This window comes from Desulfovibrio sp. GTC20076, assembly GCF_055385905.1.
The window spans coordinates 914,384-936,689 of the sequence record NZ_AP039366.1 but is presented as its reverse complement, the minus strand read 5'-3'; the positions used below and the strand labels follow the sequence as shown (position 1 = coordinate 936,689).

General features: G+C 57.3%; 6 protein-coding genes. All 6 read right to left on the bottom strand.

Annotated elements, in window-relative coordinates; translation table 11 throughout:
- Positions 1 to 7: 7 nt before the first annotated feature.
- The 6 genes from ACZ495_RS04120 to ACZ495_RS04095 are packed head-to-tail and all read right to left on the bottom strand — an operon-like array spanning position 8 to position 22,146.
- Entirely contained in the window at positions 8 to 751 is a 744-nt protein-coding gene (locus ACZ495_RS04120) for a thioesterase II family protein (protein ID WP_012624959.1), read from the bottom strand.
- Positions 744 to 9,434: an amino acid adenylation domain-containing protein gene (locus ACZ495_RS04115; protein WP_464262666.1), complete on the bottom strand. Its 8,691-nt coding sequence runs from the start codon at positions 9,432 to 9,434 to the stop codon at positions 744 to 746. Before ACZ495_RS04115 ends, ACZ495_RS04120 begins: the two co-directional genes overlap by 8 nt.
- On the bottom strand, positions 9,431 to 12,745 hold the full coding sequence (locus tag ACZ495_RS04110) for a non-ribosomal peptide synthetase (RefSeq protein WP_464262665.1): 3,315 nt from the start codon (positions 12,743 to 12,745) through the stop codon (positions 9,431 to 9,433). Before ACZ495_RS04110 ends, ACZ495_RS04115 begins: the two co-directional genes overlap by 4 nt.
- Positions 12,742 to 17,139 (bottom strand): type I polyketide synthase, encoded by a 4,398-nt coding sequence (locus ACZ495_RS04105; RefSeq protein ID WP_464262664.1) that lies wholly within the window; start codon positions 17,137 to 17,139, stop codon positions 12,742 to 12,744. The genes ACZ495_RS04110 and ACZ495_RS04105 overlap by 4 nt, the downstream gene beginning before the upstream one ends.
- Positions 17,136 to 20,612, bottom strand: coding sequence for a non-ribosomal peptide synthetase (locus ACZ495_RS04100; RefSeq protein WP_464262663.1), 3,477 nt, complete (start codon positions 20,610 to 20,612; stop codon positions 17,136 to 17,138). Before ACZ495_RS04100 ends, ACZ495_RS04105 begins: the two co-directional genes overlap by 4 nt.
- Positions 20,602 to 22,146, bottom strand: coding sequence for a (2,3-dihydroxybenzoyl)adenylate synthase (locus ACZ495_RS04095; protein ID WP_464262662.1), 1,545 nt, complete (start codon positions 22,144 to 22,146; stop codon positions 20,602 to 20,604). Before ACZ495_RS04095 ends, ACZ495_RS04100 begins: the two co-directional genes overlap by 11 nt.
- Positions 22,147 to 22,306 lie beyond the last annotated feature (160 nt).

The following is a 22,306-nucleotide window of genomic DNA, read 5'->3' as shown; positions in this document are numbered from 1 at the left end:
CGCTCCTTTATAAAATTTTCAGATGGTCAAAAACACTGCGCATAACAAGCTCGGAATGCGTCTGGATGAAAAAATGCCCTCCCGGCATCATGTGCATTTCCCACGAGGCCGCGGCAAAGCGTTCCCACTCCGCCACCACCTCCACGGGAACAACGTGGTCATCCAGACCGGCAAAGGCGACTATTGGCACGTGGATAGGACGCACCGGCTTTGGAGCCCAAGTTTCCAGCACGGTATAGTCCGCCCGGATGATGGGTTCAAAAAGTGCCATCAGCTCTTCATGCTCCAGAATTTCCTTGGGCACGCCACCGGTCTTAAAAATGAAAGACCTGAACGCATCTGAGGGAAGATCCCGGCAGGGAGGCCACCAGTTTTCGTGCGTGGGTTCCGATGCGCTGACAAAAAGGCACTCGGGCAAAGGCAAGCCTTCGCCCTGATGACGTATCGCCCACTCCGCAGCAACGGTTCCGCCCATTGAATGGCCGAAAAAGGCGTGACGATGCCCGATCCAGCATTGCGCGGCCTCCTGCAAACCGTCGATAAGCGAAGACATGTCCGTCAGGAGCTCTTCAGCCATGCGTGTGCCGTGACCGGGCATCTGCACCCGGCAGACAACCACGCCTGCCGGAGCATGTTGCTGCCATTGCCTGAAAAGGGCCGCATGCCCGCCTGCGAAATGCAGGCAGAACAGGATCAGGTCATCTGGGCCGGGTTTCTTGTCAAAGATAAGCCAGGGGCTGGTTTCAGGCATGCTGCTCTTCCCCGTCCGCTTCGTACCAGTCAATCAGCCGCCCTATCCACTCAAGCAGCTGCTTGCGCTTCAGGCAGTTGGCGTGATTACCCGGTGAAGATATCTTGTGAGCGAACCTTGCCCGTGAATTCCAGAATTCAAAGCCCATGCCCTGTCCGGTGATTTCCTGGCTTTCCACAAAGGTGAAGGGCACGTCAGTTTCGCGGTATTCCGCGTTTTCGAGGATGGCGCACAGCCTGCCAAGGTTCTCAAGCAGCTCTGGCGAGGAGTGTCCGGCCATACCCATCACTATGCCTTCCAGAGAGTCTGGCGCCTTATGGATGCCTGGGGGAAGCGGCATGCAGTCGATCAGGATCAACCTGTCGACCACACGGCCAAGTTTGCGCAGCCGGTCTGCAGCCAGCCAGACCAGCAACCCGCCTGCGCAGTAACCGGCCAACCTCAGAGGGCCTTGCGGTTGCGTAAGGGAAATGTGGCGGCTGATGCGCTCAATGACGGTTTCCAGAGTATCCTTGTCCTTGGGAAGGACAGACACGGTTTTGACGCGGCCCAAAGGCCAGTATCGGGCAAATTCGTGAAAGCTGCTTCCGTCGGTGACAGCGTCGCCAAGGCAGAACAGCACGTCTGAAGATCCGGAATCGCGCAAGGTAGCCACATCGGACTGAACGTGCGCGTCCAGCGACTTTGCCATTTCACGCACAACGGGCTGATCGAATACCGTCTGGATTGAGAGCTTGATGCCGTACCGGCGTTTCAACAGTGTTTCAGCCCGCACGGCGGCAAGAGAATCCGCCCCGAGAGCGAACACGTTGTCCGAAGCCGTCACGGCAACTCCCAGCACTTCGCCCCAGATATCGCAAAGCATGGTTTCGGAAGGCGAACCGCTGGAACGTGTTTCAGGCGAAGCCGTACGCCTGTCTCCAGCGCAGAGCTCAATCAGCTCCGACCGGTCGACCTTTCCATTGGGCGTAAGGGGCATGCGCTCGATCACGTCGACAGAAGCCGGAATCATATACCGGGGGAGCCTTGCCTCAAGAAACAGCCGCACTGCCGCTTCTGACGGGCGGCGGCCCCCGTCTGCAGGCACGATAAAGGCGGCAAGCTGACGAGATTTGGCCAACACCACGGCGCAATGACCCACTTCGGGCATGGCTGCAAGAGCAGCCTCAACATCACCAAGCTCAATGCGGAACCCGCCCACCTTCACCTGCGAATCCGCACGGCCAAGAAATTCGATTTCGCCATCAGCATGCCTGACGCCCAGGTCTCCCGTCCGGTACAGCCTTTTCTGCGTAACAGGATGCCGTATGAAGCTTTTTTCCGTTTTTTCCTTATTATGCAGATAGCCCAGCGCAAGGGCTGCGCCGCCTATATACAGCTCGCCTGCAACGCCTCGGGGGCAGAAGCGCAGGTCGTCGTGCAGCACATGAAAGCTTTGCCCGGCAAGCGCCTTGCCATACGGCACACTTTGCCAGCCCGGTTGCGGATCGTCCGGCAGCATTTCATGGCAGATAGACCAGATGCCCGCCTCTGTCGCGCCGCCCAGGCTTACCATCCAGGCATGGGGAAAAAGCTCCGCGCTTTTTCCGGGCAGGCTCAGGGGAATACGGTCACCGCTCAAAAGAACCAGCCGGGGCGACCTGTCAGGCAATTCCCCGGACTCCAGCAGCATCTGCCAGAACATGGGTACAGAGTTCCAAACCGTAACGTCGTGCTCTTCCATCAGGCGCCGCCAGACATCCGGGGTTCGAACCTCGCCTTCAGCCGGAATGACAACAGCGCCTCCGGCAGTCCAGATGCCGAAGAAATCGTACACCGACAGATCGAATGTAAGAGACGACAAAGCCAGCACCCTGTCAGCCCATGTCACGGTGAAGCGGCGATTGATTTCCGCAATGGTGACCATCGCTCCGGCGTGGCTCATCATAACGCCTTTCGGCGTTCCGGTTGTACCCGAAGTAAAGATGACGTAGGCAAGACTGTCGGGACTGGCCTGGAGGAACTTATCCGGCACAACAGCATGTGAAGCGGTTTCGCCGATGGTTAACAGCCGGATATCATTCCAGGACTCTGGTTTTTCCGTAGATAGCGCGACAATGCAAACCGGCCTTGCTTCTTCAAGCACGGCCCGGCGTCGCAAAAGCGGCCAGTTGGGATCAATGGGCACATAGGCAGCACCGGCAAACAGCACGCCGAGCACGGCTGCAGCCTGACGCCAGCCCTTGGGCAGCGCCACCGCCACAAGAGGCGTATCTTCTCCGGCGGCAGCAAGCACCTTGCCCAGCCGATCAGCCAGACCAGCGGCTACACTGAAAAGCTCCGCATAGGTAAGGCTGCGCTCGCCATCAACAACCGCCAGACGGTCAGGCTGTTCCCCGAAGTTTCGCAAAAATCCCGCATGCAGCAGCCCGGCAACAGCCCCAGCCTGTACGGATGCCTCTTCTTCCGGCACCTGCGCGGCGGGCGAAAAATCGCCCCAGGCTGTAGCGTCTTCGGCAAGACGTTCAAGCAGGCGACAATAAGCCCCGAACATGCTGCCGACCATACCTTCAGGAAACAGCTCTTCAACCGTATCCCAATAAATACTCAGTGTTCCGTCGCGGTCATGAACGTGGTTGTCTATCCAGACCTGCGGCGTCTGGCTGATATTGTAAATCTCGCGGCCCAGCGAGGAAAATCCGGCAATGGAAGAAGCAAACCCCGTATCGGCCATTTTTGCCAAGCCAAAGGTGCTGGTAAAGACCACCGGCATCCGCACGGATTCTGCTGACGCACCGTCACGGATTTTGCGCCGCATAACCTCAACACCGCTCATCTGGCAGAACTTCAGCCCGTCAAACGTCCTCTGCTGAACAGCCTTTACCTTGTCCGCAAAGGATTTGCTCCTGCCCGTTTCGCAACGCACCAGCACACTTGAGGTAAATTCGCCCACCACATTGTTGATATCCGGATGCACAGGAAGCCGGGTAAAAACAGGCGCGTTCACGGTCAAATCGGGCGAACGGCTCCACAGACCTAGAACTTCCGCATAGGCGGCCAAAAGCACGGAAGAAAATGTTACGCCATGCCGCCCTGCGGCTGCCTTCAGGGCTTCCCAGACAGCAGGATTCATACGGTAGTCGTGCCGCACGAACCGTGGCTTACTGATGGATGCCGGATCCTTTGCCAGAGGCAGCGCCGGTGCCGGTGGCAGATGCCTGGCCTCTTCCTTCCAGTAGGTTTCCGCCTCGTGAAAAGCCTCCGTCGCCCGGTAGCGGTCCACCGCCGAAACGTAATCCCGAAAGGAGACAGCCTCCACCGGCAATGAAAGTTCCGGATCGTGGTAGAGCGATGCCCATTGGGCAAGGAGTATGCTGATGCTCCGGCCATCCATTACGACATTGTCCATGAGCACATGAAGACGCCGCACATCGCCAGAAAGCAGAGAAACTTCAATATCGAAAAGTGGCCAGACCGCAGGGTCGTGCACTTTGTGCGAAAGGCGGTCGCGCACCGCCTGAAGGGCCTCCTGCTGCTCGGCCTCAGGCCGATTTTCCAGATCATGAACCGTTATTCTGAACGGGGGTGTTTTTTCGAGCACCCGTTGCAATCCTTCCTCTTCGATAATTGTTCTCAGCGTATCGTGCCGGTCAATCAGCCGCTGCCAGGCCTCTTCAAGACGCGGCACATCCAGAGTTTCGCAGTCAAACTCTATATATCCCTGGCAAGCGGTATTCCCCAAGGCCATCCCCTGACGGCGGCCAACCCAGTAGGCTCTCTGCACGTCTGTCAGACGAAAAGGCTCATATTTTTTTTCCGGCTCGGGAATGAGCAGATCAGCGAGAGCACTTGCCGTTGCAGTTTCCAGCTTCAAGTCAGGCAGCAGCTTTGCGGCCATTTTTTCAATACAAAAATCCTGCAACAAGCTGCTGGGAGAAATCTTGATGCCCAGAGCCTTTTCAAGACCATCGGACATTTCGATAAACATCAGCGAATCAACACCCAGATCGAAAAGGCTGACCGTATGGTCAACGGCCTCGGGCGCGATCTTCAAAAGCTCGGCAAACCTGCCCGTGAGCCATCGTTCCAGCAATGCGCGCCGTTCAGCTTCTTCGGCTGCGCCCCGAAGCGAAGCGAGAACATCCTGCCGGGCAGAAGCAGTATCCTGAGCCGGACTGATACTGGAAGACACACGGTTTTCCGCTTCTGCACGGGCACTGCCTGCAACATTTTTGAAATATGCCGGAGCGCGGTGCCCGAACTGGCGCATCAACCGTGCCCAGTCAACCTTCATGACAGCCAGATGCGAAACATCGCGCTCCTGTACGGCTGCCAGAAGTGCCAATGCTTCAGAGGGGGCAAGGCTATGAAGCCCGCCATTTCTGAGATGATCGGCCTGCGCCGGGTCCGAAACCGTGCCCACATCCTTCCAGGCCCCCCAACTGATGGAAAGCGCAGGCAAGCCCTGCCCTTTCCGCCAGACCGCCAGCGCGTCCAGATATGTGTTGGCGGCCACATAGTGCGGCAGGCTGTAGGCCGGCACCACACTTACAGAAGAAGAAAACAGCACCATCTGGTCCAGATGCATCCGCCGGGCAATGGACAACCGATGAAGATTCCACGCGCCCTGTACCTTGGGAGCCAAAATCTGGCGGAAAGCATCCCACGGCGCACGCTCATCAGCATCATGCACCCTTTTGACCACCGCGCAGTGGTAAATGCCCCGCACTGGAGCACTCTCCTCCAAAGAGCCAACAGCCCGGTCAAGGGCAGCATAATCTGTGACGTCCACCTGGACGGCAACGACTGTGCACTCCTGTTTTTCGAATCCGGAAAGTATGCCCGCTGTCACAGTGTCCGGAGCATGACGGCTGACAAGCGCTATATTGCGAAAGCCTTTTGCCGCAAGCTCTTCAGCCAGCGTAAGGCCAATGCCGCCAAGCCCCCCAACAATCACCTGCCAGCCCGTCTTGTCGGGAGAAGCATTGTTCAGGGGAAAATCGGAAACAGCGCAACGCTCCAGTCTCGGCACCAGCCACTGGTCGTCCGCGATGGCATTAAGTTCCTCGCTGGAGCCGCTTTGCAGAACATCAAAGACCGTTTCCACCGCACGCGCCGTTTTGTCCGCAAGATCAAACTGCTTGAGATGGAATTCGGGATGTCCCATTTCCACCACGCGGTTCATTCCCCAAAAGGCCGCCTGCTGGGGATGCAGCACCTTTGCTGCAGCTCCCCAGGTCAGGGAAATCCAGTTCCATTCCACACCTGGGCAATCTGCGGAGGTAAATTCTGCGAGCAGCTTCAGCAGCCCGCCGCAAAGACGCTCCTGCTCTACGCAATCGTGAGATGGTTCAGTTTCGCTCATGGCCCTGGCATCAAGAACTGTGCAGAGGGAATGGCCGCGCGTCCATTCCTGCAAATCAGCCGCCGTCAGAGATTCCGGCACATGCCGCACAAGCAGCCCACGCTGCTGCGCCGCCGTTTCAAAAAGCGGCACGTCGCCATTGCCGGCCAGAAGCAGAACCATACCCAGCGATACGCTGCCGCCCATAACTTTTTTAGGCTTCCAGACAGTCTGGTAAGTACAATTTCGGGGAAGCGCCACATCCATATCCATATGGTCGGCCTGAGTCCGCCGACGGGCCGAAATTACCCTGTCGGGCAACACGGCGGACCTCTGCCCTTCATGCGGCAGTATGCGTACATCCTCAAACCCGTTGGACGCCAGGATATCTTTCCACAGGTCATTGGAGGCCATAGGCTGAATGCCGCGCACGTCCCTGTCCGTGATATTCGGCAGAAGAAGCCCGGTAGTGATTTCACCCAAAAAATTGGCCCGCGTGATCTCATAAAGAAGAAGCAATCCGCCTGGCCGCAAAAGGGAAGACGCATGCCGAACCGCCTGAGTCAGATCCTCCGCAGCGTGCAGCACGTTGGCAGCAATGACGATGTCGTGAATACCGGTTTCAAAACCCTGCTTTTCAGGACTTTCTTCCATATTGAAAATGCCCGTTCGCAGAAAATCGTATTCGCCAAAGCGCTCTTGCGCCTGCCGCAAAAATACCGGGGAAACATCCGTGAACGTGTAAGAAGCCCTGTTTGGCGGCAGCAAGGGTAAAATACGCTCTGTTGTGGCGGCAGTTCCACCGCCGATTTCAAAAATGCGAACGGCTCCTCCAGATGCGGCGCAAGCCAGCCATTCGCGCACGTGTTCCCGCACAAGGCTGTTAAAGTATGTAGAATTGGGCAGTTCAGAGTACACCCGGCGAGCGCCGCTCAAATCCCCTTTGGGCATGAACGTTTCACGCAGGTCAAGCCGCCCTTGCAACAGATCCGGCAGATGGTCCACGGTTGAAACAACCATCTGCTTCATGGCGCCCCAGGCATCCCAGACAGACTGCGTGGCTCCTTTAAGTGCGTCGAACCGCGCGTCTGAAATCTCCTCAAGGTTCAGGTAGCAATCTCCTTCACTTTGCAGCATTCCCCTTTCGTGCAATGCCTCCACAAGTCTTTCAGCAAGCTGTGAAAACCGGGAAGGAATACGCATGGCTTCCAGCGCGCCAGCCAGCGTTGCCCTGGCGGGAAAGCCAAGACGGGCGAACGCGCGCGCCACCCCTGCCGCGCAAAGATTTTCAAGTAAAACTTCTCGTTGCGCCAACAACTCCGGCTCCAGAATATACTCGGCTGAAACGGCCATTCTGGCCGCCGCAGCCTGAGCGGAACTGACGGGGTCAGATGGCACCCACTCACGGCGATGGGCAAGGGCATGGCAATGCTCGGTCCGGCTGAAGGGCGTAAGCGGTATCTTCGCCATTCTTCCCGCAAGCAAAAATCCCCAACGCACGGATCCGCCCGCTTCATACGCTTCGGCTACTTTGCGCAAAAACAGGACGCTGTTTTCCTGTACGCTGTCCCCGGGCACAAACTGCAGCTCATGGGCGTCTATCCCGATTTCCCGGCAGATATCGGCCAGCACATCCGTGCAGAAATTTTGCTGCGCCAGAGCCGCCTCAACAGTCAAGGAGGCCGAAACTGCCTGTCGCTTTACAACTGTGCGGATTTTTTCAAACGAAACGCAGAGGCAATGCAAAAATTCCGCTGCCGGGAAATTCGGATTTTTCAGAGATGTTTTCCCGGCCGGATCTGCCCCATCTGCCCTGTCTTCTCGCGTTTTTTCCTTCAGAGCACGAAGAATATCTTCACGCGTCTGCCCAACCACTGCCGTGCGGCAGGCGAAGTGATTGCGCCGGCAGGCAGCTGTCCAGCAGGCATCAGCGACATTTTCACAATTTTCCAGGCAGGCCTGCCATGCTTGCATCAAGATGCGCAAGGCTTCTGGCGTGGGGGCGGAGAGCGGCAGGATAAAAGGTCCGGTTCCCGCATTCGCACCCCGGTTTTCCCTTTTTGGAGCTTCTTCCAGAATCACCGACACGTTGGTTCCGCCAAAGCCAAAAGCGTTTGCAACGGCAAAGCGCTTGTCCGCATTCCACGCGACAGCTTTTTTCCTGATGACAAAAGGAGTTTCATGCAGGCGCAGGCCGGGATTGGGCGTATTGAATCCGGCAACTGGCGGTAGTTCCTTGTATTCAAGGGCGAGCATGGCCTCCAGAAATCCGGCGACCCCGGCTGCCGCGTCAAGATGGCCGATGTTGGCCTTGACCGCTCCCAAGGTGCAGCTTTCTGTTTGCGCCGTTTCAAAAACCCGGGCCAGGGCCTCCACTTCTATGGGGTCCCCGATGGCTGTCGCAGTGCCATGCGTTGAAACGAATCCCACCTCTTCCGCCCCAACACCGCTTACCGCCAGAGCCTCGGATATGATGGAGGCCTCTCCCCGAACCGAAGGAGCCGTGTATCCGGCCTTATCCGATCCATCATTGTTAACGGCGGTTCCCCGGATAATGGCGCGAACAAGATCACCGTCCTTGAGCGCCACATCAAGGGGTTTGAGCAAAATAACGCCGACGCCATTGCCGTTGACAGTTCCGTCAGCCAACGCGTCAAAAGGGCGGCACACGCCGCTCCGCGAAAGAATAAGCCCTTCGCGGTAATGGTAGCCTTCCGTTTGCGGCAGAGTAATGGAAACCCCGCCCGCCAAGGCCATATCGCATTCACCGGCAAGCAGGCTCTGGCAGGCCAGATGAATGGCTGTAAGCGACGATGAGCATGCCGTCTGCACCGTAAGGCTGGGGCCTGTCAGGTTCAATAGGTTGGAAACCCGCGTGGCGAGGTAATCGCGGTCATTGCCGATGGCCATTTGCAGCGCTTCAGTCACACGTGCCGTGCCAGCTCCCAGAATGGCTGACGGCAAATAGGAGCTATGGCTGGCCGAAGCATACACGCCAATACGGCGGTCAGGCGAATCAAAGGCATACCCGGCTTCTTCAAGCGCTTCGTAGCTGCACTCGATAAATTTTCTCTGTTGGGGGTCAATCAAGGAGGCATCGTGGGCGCTCAGACCAAAAAAAACAGCATCAAATTCCATCACACCGTCAAGACGGCCCATTGCCGTAACATATCCCTCGGCATCAAGCTCGGCATCAGTAACGCCGCTGGATTTCAGAATTTCAAGACCAACAGTGTCCGTGCAGTTTTTTCCGTCCCGCAGCGCGGCCCAGAAATCTTCGAGCGTCCCAGCCTTGGGAAAACGCCCGGAAGCGCCAATAACCGCAATGGCGTCGACCCTGTCTTCATACGACTTCATCATTTCTCTCTCCCGGTTCTGTTCCGGCGCGAACTCCGTGCCGCCAACCTCTTCTCCGCATGCCCGCGCCCTTTGCCGGCCGCGTCATTTTCTTCTTTCGCGATCAGACGGGCCAAAGCCCGCACGCTTGGCGCTTCAAAGAGTTGTATGAGAGCGATCTGATCAGGCAGAACCTGATTGAGACCGCGGTGGATCTTCACCATCAAAAGGGATGTGGCTCCAAGATCAAAAAACTTGTCATCAAGTCCAAAGGACGAGACGCCGAGGTGCTGTGCCACAACAGCGCGGATGCACTCTTCAAGCTCCGAACCTGTTTCATCCGGCACAGCTTCTTCAAAGCGCGGCACAGGAAGCCGCTTACGATCCACTTTTCCATTGTCAGAGAGAGGTAAACTTTCAATAAATACATAGCGTTGCGGCACCATATAATGAGGCAGTTTCGCCAGAAGGGCTTCGCGCAGTTCCCCCGGCCGGGGCGGGACCTCTGCATTCTGCGGCACGATATAGGCTGCCAGACCGTCCATCCCCCCAGCCAGCGGCACCACAGATGCAACCGCCGCTGCAATGCCCGCAAGGGATGACAGCGCAGCCTCAACATCGCCAAGCTCGATGCGCAGGCCGTTGATCTTGACCTGCGTATCCCTGCGGCCCAGAAACTCAATCTGCCCGTTGCTTCGCCATCGGCCCATATCGCCTGTGCGGTAAAGCCTTTCGCCGGTAACAGGATGGGGGATGAACCGTTCACCCGACAGGGTTGCGTCGCCCAGGTAACCAAGGGACAGCCCCCGCCCACCGATAAAAAGCTCGCCAACCACGTCATCCGGGCAAGGGGTCAGATCTTCATGCAGGGCCTCGACACTCTGATGGGTCAGAGCGCGCCCATAGGGAATGGATCTCCAGCCTGCCGGGGGGTCTTCGACTGACATTTCATAGGCAATGGACCAAATGGCCGCCTCTGTGGCTCCGCCCAGGCTCACAAGTTTTGTTCCCGGCGAAAACCGGGCTGATTCCCGAGGCAGACGAACCGGCACCCAGTCGCCAGAAAGCAGGGCCAACCTTGGCATGCGCGGCGGTGTTTCGCCATGCTCCACAAGCATCTGCCAGAGCGTCGGCACGGAATTCCAGAGTGTCACTGGATGCACGGTAAGGCGGCGTACCCAGGCGGAAGGGTCGCGAAGCTCCGCATCGTGCGGCAGCACAAGATGCCCACCCACCGAAAGCAGACCAAAAATATCGTAAACGGAAAGGTCGAATGAAAGGGCCGACAACGCAAAGACGCTGTCTTCAGAGGAAAGGCTGAACCGTGCGTTGATATCGTGAATGGTGTTCTGCACTGCCTCGTGCGTCATCATGACGCCCTTGGGCGTTCCTGTGGTTCCGGAGGTAAAGATGACGTAGGCCAGCCTGTCAGGAGAAAAACGCTGCAATGAAATCAGGTCCGCACTGCTGGCTGGCTCAGGCTTGCCAACAGGTCCGACAGCTGCCAGCGGCAGACCGGCCCATTCCGCGGGCAAGGCCTGCGCATCCGCCACAACCGCACGGGCGCCCTGCTGCAGCACGGCCATGCGCCTGGCAAGAGGCCATGCCGGATCTACGGGCACATACGCCGCGCCGGTGAGCAGTACGCCCAGAACCGCCGCTATCTGCTCCCAGCTTTTGGGCAGGGCCACGGCCACAAGCATGTCTTTGGCGTCTTGCGGCAAAACTGTTTTCAAACGCCGGGCCACATCCTTTGCAGCCGTGAAAAGTTCGCCGTAAGTCAACGTGCGGTCCGGCGCGATGATGGCTACCCTGTCCGGCGAGGCCAGAACGTGATCCAGAAAACCGTGGTGCAGCAGCCTGTCGTCCCGGTGGAACGAGGGTGGTGGCGCGCTACGGCGCATCTGCTGTGCTTCCGGCAGGGGAATTTCAACGGGCCTTTGCCAGTCCGTATCCGGATGTGCAAGGATTTCAACAAATCTGGTGTAGCTTTCAAACATGTCGGTGAGCACGGCATCATCAAAAATGCCCTCAACGACGTCCCAGTTGAAAACCAGTGTTCCGTCTTCTTCAAGAACCTGATGGTCCAGCCATATCTGGGGAGTCTGCGTTATGGTATACGCGGGTTTGCCGAACACCCCATTGTTGATGTCAAGTATTTCACCCACATCGCCCGCGCCAATAGTGCTGGTAAACACGATGGGCATCAGGACGGAATGCTTGCGACGTTCGGATAGGGCCTGAAGAACTTTTATGCCGGAAAAGGCGCTGTGTTCGAAATCTTGCCAGAATACAGCGTCAAGCGCTTTGGCGTAATCAATAAAATTTTCTTCCTGGCGTATTTTTCTGGCGGTTGAAAGCATCGTGGAAGTAAAGTCACCCACTACATCCTTGATAGCCGGGTTTTCTGAATCCCTGTTGAAAACCGTCACATTGAGGCAAAATTCCGCCTTGGCCGCCCATTTTCCCATTATGGCCGCAAAGGCCGCATAAAGAACCACTGAAGGAGTCAGGGCATACCGGGCGCACTTGGCTTTGAACGCCACCCATTCTTCCAGCTGCAGCCCGGCCCTCAGGCGGCAAAAGCGCTGGGCCTGCGGAGGATTTTCCCGTACCGGCAGCTGTGGCGCTGCCGGAAAATCCGCCAGACGGCTATGCCAGTACGCCCGGCAATTTTCGTAAAACGCAGACTTTTCTTTCCGTTTCTGTTCCTCCATATACTGCCCGAAAGTCATACCGGGGGCAGGCAGCTCGCAGTGCGGGTCAGAGTAAAATGCTCCCAGCTCCCGCAGACAATTGCCAATACTGTATACGTCTGCCATGACGGCATCGCAGCTCAGGTGTATCCGCACGAAATCGTCAGCAACGATGCTGGCCCCAAGCAGGATCACCGGCCATACAGAAAGATCGGGAATACGGTGTGAAAAAGCCTGCCGTCTGGCTTCCAGACGATGCTTCTTTTCTTCCGCACCCAGCCCGCGCAGGTCTTCAACATCCCAGCGAAGAGGTGGCACCTCGGACTGCACACGAAACACGCCATCTCCAGTCACCGTGGCGCGCAGCATGTCGTGCCGGGCTATGACCTTGTCCCAGGAGGTCTGAAGCAGGTCGACATCAAGCGCGCCGCAGTCGAATTCCTGATACCCGTGGCTTGCCACTCCGCTCAGTTTGACGCCTGTCGTGCGGCCAATCCAATAGGCCCACTGCACATCGGTCATTGGAAATTCAAGCGGCGCTTCGCTGTCTGCCGGATTTTTTTCTTGAGACGGTCTGGCAAGGCCTTTTTTATTTGCCAGCCGGGCAAAGAGCTGCATCTGTTCAGCAGTCATACTCATGACAGAGCCTCCAGAGACTTTGAAACTTCACCCGGCGTCATCCCCTTGATATTTTCAAGTAGCTCGGCCAGCGCGAAAAGGCGTTCTTTTTCCTCGGGAGATTCCGTCAGAGCGTCTGCAATACTGGCGACATTTCTGCGGCGAAAAATCTGGGCAACGCTGAACGAAGAAAGGTCCAGCAGTTCCCGTATTTCTTTTGCCAGTGGCATGGCCATGAGGCTGTCACCCCCCAGTTCGACATAGTCGTCGTCGATGCCAATTCCTGTGAGGCCCAAACGCGACTCAAAAAGGTCAATCAATACTCTGTCCAGCACATGACGCGCGCCCTTCCATTGGACAGCCAGCGCCGGACGCTGCGATGCCGCGCCCTCGACCTTAAGGTCCGCCGACTCCAGCGCATCGGTAGCCAGCCCCCGCCGGGCGCGGGATTCATCCAGCATGGAAAACAGATTGCGGCCGCTCACAACAGGCGTTGCCACACCGGCAGCGAAGCAGGCTCTGAAGGCCCGCATAGCTTCGTCCGGCGTGATTCCTCCTTTCAGTTCTTCCCCGGAAAGGCGTTCGTGCAACGAGGCCATCCTGTTTATCATGCCGACCTGCCGCCACACATCCCACCGCAGGCTCAAGACGCGCGTGCCCGTTTGCGCCTGTTGCCGGGAGGACCAGGCGTCCAGAAGTGTGTTTGCCACTGTATTGTCCAACTGCCCCACCGAACCGCATAAAGCGCCGATGGAAGAGTTGAGAACCACAAAATCTACGTTCCTGTGCTGCAAAATCTTTTCAATTCCGAGCAGAGGAAAAACCTTGGTGTTCCAGTTTTCCGTATCCTGCACTCTGCTGGACTGCGCCTGCATCAAACCGCCACCGGCAACACCACTGGCATGAACGATGCCGCCTATTTTTTTGTATTGCTCCAGCACAATATCCACAGCCTTCATGAACGCCTCGTGGTCATTCAGATCCACAGAGCATGGCTGAACTGCAGCCCAATCATTTTCAACCTGCTCCCAGAAGTCGGCAGGGCACGGCTGGCGCTGCACAGGTACCAACGTGATGCGGCACTGCTGCGCATCGGCCTGCGCTGCAAGTTCATGCATAAATGTGCGGCCAATGCCGCCGCTGCCGCCCAATACAATATAGGCTGCCCCCTGCCGCAGCCGCATGGCTGATACGGCTTTGCCTGTCAGCGGGATATCCATCGGAGTTTCCTGCCAGAATGCGCCGGAGCGGGCCGCCACCAGAGAGGTCAATGCCGTGGACGCCAGACGGTGCGTGATGGCTGTTGCCAGAATGTAAGCCATTTCTTCGTGCGACAGACCTTTTTCCACATCAAGTACGCAGCCCAGCGTATTTTTTGCCTCAAAGGGCAAGACGCGAGCCGGAGCCAGCAAGGCACTTTTGTCGATATGCGGGATTTCAGTGCCGAAAGCCGCAGCTCCCGCCGTGGGCCAGTAGACGCTCAGGTCACGCCCTCCGGCGGATTCAGCCAGCCAGGAACAGAGTTCCACAGCCTGGCGGCAGACAGTGGCCGCGGCATCCAGGCAATCGGCCCCCTCACCGCCAAAGCGGCAGTCCACCAGCACGTCGGGGATCGTTACCCCACGCTTCAAGGCATCAAGCGTCTGAAACACTGCTGTGCTCCAGCCCCGTTTTTTAAGCGCTTCGGCCCAGCCAACGCCTTCATTGCCGATAAAGCCTACAAGCCCGTTAAATGCAGTCTGCCGGGGCAACAGCATCTGCTGCCAGCAAAGACTTGATATCTGCCCTTTACCAGGCGCACTTTTTCCGGCGGTGTCCTTATCCTGGCCTTCCAGCCAGAACCGCTTGCGCTCGAAGGGATAGCCGGGCAGGGCTACCGTGCGCCCATTGCCGCACAATGCATCCACCCTTTCCCAGTCTGCCAGGCCACCGCCCTGCCACAGCAGCCCCAGAGCTTCAAGCAGTGCAGCTGTTTCGCTGGTTTTGCCCTGTTCTGAAGGCATGATCGGAATCAGCGGCGGCCTGTCCCTGAAGGCAGGATGCCTACGCAACATGGCACTCAGCTTGCGTGAAGGACCAACCTCAAGCATGACGGCCTGTTCTGTATCGCAAAGCGTGAAAATCTCGTTTGAAAGAAGCACCGGCTCGCACATCTGGCGAACCCAGTAGTCGGGGTCAGTAGCTTCGCTGTCCGACAGCAGAGCGCCGGTGACGTTTGAGAGAATGCGGATCCGTGGCCTGTGGAGCACAACGCTTTCCAGCACCTTGCGCAGATGGGGCTTTGCGCCTTCCAGCAGGCTGGAGTGCCCGGCTCTGTCTGCTGCGATTCTTGATGCAGGCACATTTTCTGCGCTCAACGCAGCGTGCAGAGCTTCAATGCCCTGTATGGACCCCGAAGCAACGCAACCATCTGGGGTGATGACCGCGCCAATGGAAACGCCGCCGGGCAACCGCTCGCGCAGATCCTCATGCCCCATCTGCACAAAGAGCATTCCGCCTTCCGGCGAATTGCCGATCAGCCGTGAACGTTCCACAATCAGACGAACGGCATCATCCTCTGAAAATACTCCAGCAATTGTGGCGGCAACGTATTCTCCTGCAGAGTGCCCCATCACAATGGAAGGCATTATTCCCAGATCCATCAGCAGACGCGCCAAAGCGTATTCAACGGCAAACAGGGCAAAAGTTCCTGTTTCCGTGTCGGCAAGCGCCTCTGCGCTGGAGATGGCAGCAAGCACATCAATGCCCGTTTCTTTGTCAAAGGTTGCGCATATCCGGTCAAAGGGCTGTTTAAAAGCCGGCAGGGTATCGCGCAGATTTACGGCCATACCCTGATGCTGCGAACCGAAGCCGGGGAAGAGAAAGGCCACAGGGGTTGCTTTATCCGGATCGTCAAGACGTGCAGACTTGCGCAGCAGTCTCGGTGATTCCAGCATGGCGGAAAGCGCTGCGGCATCTTCACAAACAAGACTCAGGCGAAAAGCCTGCATGTCACGCCCACGAAGAAGCGTATGCGCCACATCGGCCAGGGGGGTCGGGTGTTTCCGTAACCATGCGCCCAGTTCCACCGCCCTTTTTTCCAGGGCGGTTTTCGTTTTGGCGGACAGGGTAATAAGAGCCGCTCCGGAATATGTCGTTACAGCAGGTTCCGGCCCCTCCTCCAGAATCAGGTGCACATTGTTTCCGCCAATTCCCAGAGAATTTACCGCCGCCTTCCGGGTTTTTCCTGCCGCCACTTCCCAGTCTGCGGTATGGCCGGCAATGCTGAAGGGGGTCGTTTCAAGACTCAGCCGGGGATTGGGTGCGTGAAAATCCAGAGAAGCCGGAATGATTTTGTGATGCAGCGCCAGCACGGTCTTGATCAGGCTTGCCACCCCGGCAGCCGCATTCAGATGGCCGAGGCCCGTTTTTACGGAACCCAGGCGGCAGTATTGCCTGGGCGCGGTATCGGGCAATTGCCATGCCTGCACCAACGCCGCCACTTCTATTGGATCGCCGATGGGCGTTCCGGTGCCGTGCCCCTCGACATACCCTATTTCCAGGGGGTCAACGCCGGACATTGCCAGTGCCTCGGCAATGACCGCGGCCTGTCCCGTCACCGATGGCGCATAGAAGCCGGTTTTGTCTGCCCCATCGTTACCGATGGCATAGCCAGAAATAACGGCATACACGACATTCCCATCACGCAGGGCATCATCAAGGCGCTTCAGAACAACCGCGCCAACACCTTCGCCTTCGTTTACGCCACTGGCGTCATCACTGTAGGCACGCACGTGGCCGTCAACGGAAAGCGGGCCTTCCGGCTCGTAGCTGTACCCCTCGCCTTCGCTGGTCTTGAGTCCTACGCCGCCAGCCAAAGCTACATCGCACTGGCCGGAAAGAAGTGCCTGGCAAGCCGTGACCACAGCAGCCAATGAAGAGGAGCAGGCGCACTGCACCGTCAAGGCCGGACCTTTCAGGTTCAGCTTGTAGGCAACGCGGGCGGCGAGATAGTCCTTGTCATTGGCAGCAAGCATGTCCACAAGATCAAGAGGATTCGCCTGCAAAATCCGGTTTGCGAACCGCAGGGCATATCCGTTGAAATTGCAACCGCCGAAAACGCCCGTGACCTGCCGTGGACTGCGCGGCGCAATGCCCGCATGCTCAAAGGCCGAATAGGCGCATTCCAGAAACAGGCGGTGCTGCGGGTCCAGCATTTTTGCTTCGCGCGCAGGCACATCAAAAAAGTCGGCATCAAACCGGTCGGCATCCGCAAGCGGAAAACCGTAGTGAACTCGCCCATCGTCAGATTGAGAAAGGACCTTGCCGCCGGATATGCCCAACTTCAGGTTGTGCCAGAATGTGCCAATGTCATCCGCGCCGGGAAAGCGCCCGGCCATACCTATTACAGCTATTTTCAGTGAGTCATCACTCATAATCTTCCCCTCTGGCGTGCCCGGGCGGCCAATGCCCCAAGCTTCTGGGCGCGAACATGGCCGCGGCCGGAGTTCATTGGCTGTAATCCTTCAGATTCGATGAAATGCTTCGCCTGGCTGGCAATGGTGGTGTACTGGAAGATGGAAACCACCGGAACGGGCTGCTCCAGCAAGGTTGCCAGCCTGGAAGCCAGTTGCATGGCAAGAAAGGAGGTTCCCCCTGCGTCGAAAAAGGAAACTGTCACTCCTGGGCGGGCGCCGTTCAACACAGAGGCCCACACATCAGCGATCTTCCGCTGCCCTTCTGTTTCCGGCTGTGCTGTTTTTTCAGTTTGCGCTGCATGCAGGGCGTGGCCTGCCCTGACGGCCAGAGCTTTTCGGTCAATTTTGCCATTGGCCGAAAGAGGCAGGGTTGATTCAAGGCACAAGACAGAAGGCAGCCATGAATAGGGCAGCTTCTTTTTCAGCGCCTCACGCAGGAGTTTTTCGTCAAGCGTCAGGGTGCCGTCCGGTACAGCAAACGCAGCTATTTGCCTGACGCCGCTATTTTCCGCAATGACGGCAACTGCCTGCCTGATCCCCGGCAATACGGTCATGGCCGCTTCAATTTCGCCAAGCTCGATGCGCATACCATTGACCTTGACCTGGGTGTCCTCACGACCCAGAAATTCTATATCGCCGTCAGGCAGCAGCCGCCCCCAATCACCCGTGCGGTACAATCGCTCTCCAGTCACGGGATGGAGCACAAAGGCTCTGGCTGTCAGTTCCGGCCTGTGCAGATAGCCTTCAGCCAGCCCCACGCCCGCAATATAGATTTCGCCCGGCGTCCATTGCGGGCAAGGCCGCATGGCGGCATCCAGCACATAGAGGATCTGCCCGGAAAGCGGCTTGCCATAGGGGATTGTGTTCTGATCGGGCGCAATGGTTTTCACTACTTTTTCAACCGACCATATGGCAGCCTCCGTCGCGCCGCCCATACTGACCAATCGGGGCTTTTGCCGCAGGGCAAGAATGGATCTGGCCAGATCAACCGGCAGCCAGTCTCCACTGAGCATAAACAGGCGCAGTGACTCTATTGATCCGCCCGAGGCAGGTACGGCTTCGATCAGCAGCTGCGCTAGCGCCGGAACAGAGTTCCACACGGTCACCCCCGCAGTCTCGATCTGCCGCACCCACTCGTGAGGGTCAGGAACTGCCGCATGAGGGGGAATGACGAGCGACGCCCCCACTGCCAGTGCTCCAAATATATCGTAGACTGAAAGGTCAAAATTGAGCTGCGATACGGCAAGCAGGCGGTCTTTCGAAGTGACGGCATTTCTGAAATTGACATCGAAAATCGTATTCAATGCAGCCTGATGAGAAACGGCAACGCCCTTTGGCTTGCCCGTTGAACCGGAGGTAAAGATTACATAGGCAACATCATCCGGATCGGCTGGCAGAAGCAGTGTTTCGGAATCAACTTCCGCCGCTGGCACATCATCGTCGACGACAAATTTTGCGAAGGCATCAGGTATAGTACGAGCACGCTCATCATCGCACACAACAGCGGCAACCTTGCCTTCTGCAAATATCAGCGCGATGCGGTCAGCGGGGTCGTTGACGCTCACAGGCAGATAGGCCGCCCCGGCGCGCAGAACGCCCAGAACTGCCACTATCTGACGCCAACCTCTGGGCAGCGCCACTCCCACCAGGCTGCCACGCTGCACCAGACCGGAGGCGGCAAGCCGCTGCGCCAGAGCGCGGCTGAGACGTTCCAGCTCGCCGTAGCTGACCGTTTTTTCCGCCGTTATCAGTGCCGTAGCGCCGGGATGCATGATGGCGTTTTCAAGAAACGGAGCCACGAGATTCCGGTCGGCCCCGGGAAGAGTCTCAAGAACTGCGGGTTCCATCCTGTCCACGCACAGCGATTGGGCTACAGAAGACCATGCTACACTGTCCGTCAATTCATGGCACAGCTGCAGGAACAGGCCGAACATTTCGTCAATGAGGCCATCGGGAAAAAGGCCGGCCACGTAATCCCAGATGACGGAAATGCCGCCCTGATAATCCACAACCTGCACATCTATCCAGGTCTGCGGCGCCTGATTGCGGGCGAAGACCAGTTTGCCAAACAGCGCAGCGGCGTCCAGATAACTCGCGCCATCGCCTGTTGCGCAGGTCAAAACAACAGGTAAAGGATTTTCATTGGACATTCCCTGAGCGCGCGCAATCTCTGCACTTACTTCCGCTCCACTGACTTCAGCATGGGAAAGCGCCTGAAATATTTCGGCATGAACAGCCTGGCAAAGCGACCTGAAGCTTTGCCCGTCACCCGTGTGCACCGCCACCGGCAGCATGGAGGTAAAATCTCCCAGTACGCCGTCATACGCTGCCCGCTCACCCGAACGGTCAAAAAGCGTCAGGTTGAGCGTCATATGCGGAGAGCGGCTGAAGCGTGAAAGTCCCAGAGCCAGAATGGCGGTAAACAACCCGGCGGCGGTTACTCCTGCCTTGGCGGCCTGCCCTCTGAGCAGGCTTGCGGCTTCTGGCTCAATAAATGATTCCTGCCGCAAGATTGCAGGGGGTGTAAGCTCCCGCGGCTGCCGTGCCAGCGGCAGTTGTGGAGCATGGGGCAGATCATCGACGCGCGCGCGCCACCAGCTCCGGTGCTCTTCTGCGGACCTGCTCGTCTTTTTATTTTCAGCTTCAATGATATACTGCGAAAAATGACGGCCCTGCGGTTCTATGTCCGCTCTTATCCCCGCATAAAACCCGTGCCATTGACGCAGCCATAGTGCAAGAGAGGCAATATCAAACAACAGGATGTCAAAACTGATGTGCAGGAATTTGTGCGGTGAATCATCGCTGCCAGTCATGCAAATCTTGAACAGGGGCCATGTGTGGGCGGGCAGAATTTCCGCCTGCATGGCGGCACGGTATTTTACTTTTTTTTCCGGTCCATGGCTGTATTCAATGGTGTAGTCGGGTATTTTTTCAAGCACAGCCTGACGACCGTCAGTGGTCAGGACCATTCGCAGCACAGGATGGGCCGCAATGGTTTTGTTCAAGGCTTTTTCCAGGCGCGGCAGGTCAAAGCCGTGACCGACGGCTTCTATTTCCAGATAGCCATGCGCGGCGATTCCCCCCAGCGGGAAAATGGTCTGACGCCCGAACAGGTACGCCCGCTGCATGTCCGTAAGGGCAAAGGGCTGCCCGTCCGCAACCGGCTGCAGGGCTTCTGCCTTCACACGGTCCTGCCCGCCCGCCATAAGCCGGACCCAGCTTGCCACTGTGGCGTCTTTCAGCATATCCGCAAGCTTTATGCTTATCCCCTGTTTTTTGAGCATGACGGGAAGGCGCATCATCATAAGGGAGCTCAGTCCCAGTTCGATAAGCGAATCATTCTCGTCGATTGCCTCCGGAGAGCAATTGAGCGCGGCTGCCACCCAGGCACGCAGGCCTTCGCGCGAGGTAATTGGCGCTTCAACTGGCATTTTCCACTCCTGCAGGAACACTGACGCTCCGGTAGTATTGCTGAAGAAGCTGCTCCCTCAGTTTGCGGCGGTTATTTTTGCCCACTGCCGTACTTGGAAAAGACGTAACAAAAATAAACTGATCAGGAATCTTGAACGTACTCAGCCCTTCACTCTGGAGGAAGCGCCGGAGGGCGCGGTCATTGACCTCTTCTTCATCCCTGTGTTCATGCACAAAGATGAAGGCGCAGATCTTTTCGCCAAGCAGCTTGTCGGGAATGCCCAGAAGAACCGCATCCCGGACTTCCCTGTGGGCGACAAGAACATTTTCCACTTCTTCGGGAATGATCTTTTCGCCTCCCCGCTGGATCTGATCTTTTTCACGCCCTTCAAGCACCAGGCAACCATCAGACCTGCGCCGAGCAAGGTCCCCGGTACAAAAGAATCCGTCCCCGGTGAATGATTCCGCATTGGCTTCGGGCCGTTTGAAGTAAGTATGTATGGTGTACGGTCCACGAATCTGCAGGCCACCCACGACTCCATCAGGCACTTCACGGCCAGCAGGATCAACGATGCGAAACTCGTCAGCCGGGCACACGGGCAATCCCTGCGTATTGCGGACTATTTCCTCATCCATATCCATACGGGTCATACTGATCAGACCTTCAGACATGCCAAAAACATTCTGAAAGCGGCAGCCAAAGATTTCTGTAGTGCGTTGGGCAAGGTCTTCGCCAACCCGTGAACCACCAACCTGGATGTTGCTCAAACTTGGAAAGGTATTCTGGCGCTCCAACAATTCGGCCATGTCGCACCAGAGTATAGCTGCGGGCGGCACAAGAGCGGTATGGGTAACCATGTTCCTGTCAATAAGGTCAAAGCACATATCCGGTTCAGGGGTTTCGGCGATGACCACGGTACCGCCGCATTGAAGCGTTCCCAGCACACCGGGAGCGCCGAGCGGAAAGTTGTGTGCCATTGGCAGTGCAGCCAGATATACCGTGGTTTCATCAAAACCGTTGGCGGCGGCACTGTAACGGGTGACGCACGAATATTCGCAATGAACGCGGGCAATCAGCTTGGGAACGCTGGTCGTGCCGCCAGAAAGAAGAAAACAGAGCAGTGAATCTGACGAAACAGGATCTTGAGGAAGATCGGTCGATGACGCCAACAGACCTTCAAGGGAAATGAATTCTTCCGGCTCGCCGCTTACGATTACGTGCTTCAGGCCCGGGTGCCTTTCCTGCAGTTCACGCGCCAGCTGCCGGTAATCAAAACCGGCCGACCTGGCAGCGCAAATATAGGCTTTTGCCTCAGTTACCCCTGTGAAGGAGGAAATTTCTGATAGCCTGTGCGCAGGCAGGGCCAGAACCGGAGCGACTCCCAGCCGTGACAGGCCGAAAAAAACAACAAGAAACTGCCAGCAGTTGGGAAGCTGCACCACAACGTGGTCGCCGGCCCCGAGGCCAAGAGCGGCAAAACCTCCCGCAATTCTGTCAACCATTTCCTTGAATTCTGCATAGGTGAGGCGAACATTGCCATCGACAACTGCCATGCAGTCTCCCTTGCGCCCGGCAACATCCTGCAGAAGGGTATTGAACGTTTCATCGCGCCAATAATCTTCCGCACGGTATTTGTTAATAATATCCTGTGGCCACCCCAAATCACGCGCATAAAGCATAACCGTACCTCTTTGCCAATCGACGCGCCGTGCA

Excerpts from the sequence above, each read along its gene's own strand:
- ACZ495_RS04110 (WP_464262665.1), bottom strand. The coding sequence starts at position 12,745 with ATGAGTATGACTGCTGAACAGATGCAGCTCTTTGCCCGGCTGGCAAAT.
- ACZ495_RS04095 (WP_464262662.1), bottom strand. The coding sequence starts at position 22,146 with ATGGCAGTTGTCGATGGCAATGTTCGCCTCACCTATGCAGAATTCAAG.
- ACZ495_RS04115 (WP_464262666.1), bottom strand. The coding sequence starts at position 9,434 with ATGATGAAGTCGTATGAAGACAGGGTCGACGCCATTGCGGTTATTGGC.
- ACZ495_RS04105 (WP_464262664.1), bottom strand. The coding sequence starts at position 17,139 with ATGAGTGATGACTCACTGAAAATAGCTGTAATAGGTATGGCCGGGCGC.
- ACZ495_RS04120 (WP_012624959.1), bottom strand. The coding sequence starts at position 751 with ATGCCTGAAACCAGCCCCTGGCTTATCTTTGACAAGAAACCCGGCCCA.
- ACZ495_RS04100 (WP_464262663.1), bottom strand. The coding sequence starts at position 20,612 with ATGCCAGTTGAAGCGCCAATTACCTCGCGCGAAGGCCTGCGTGCCTGG.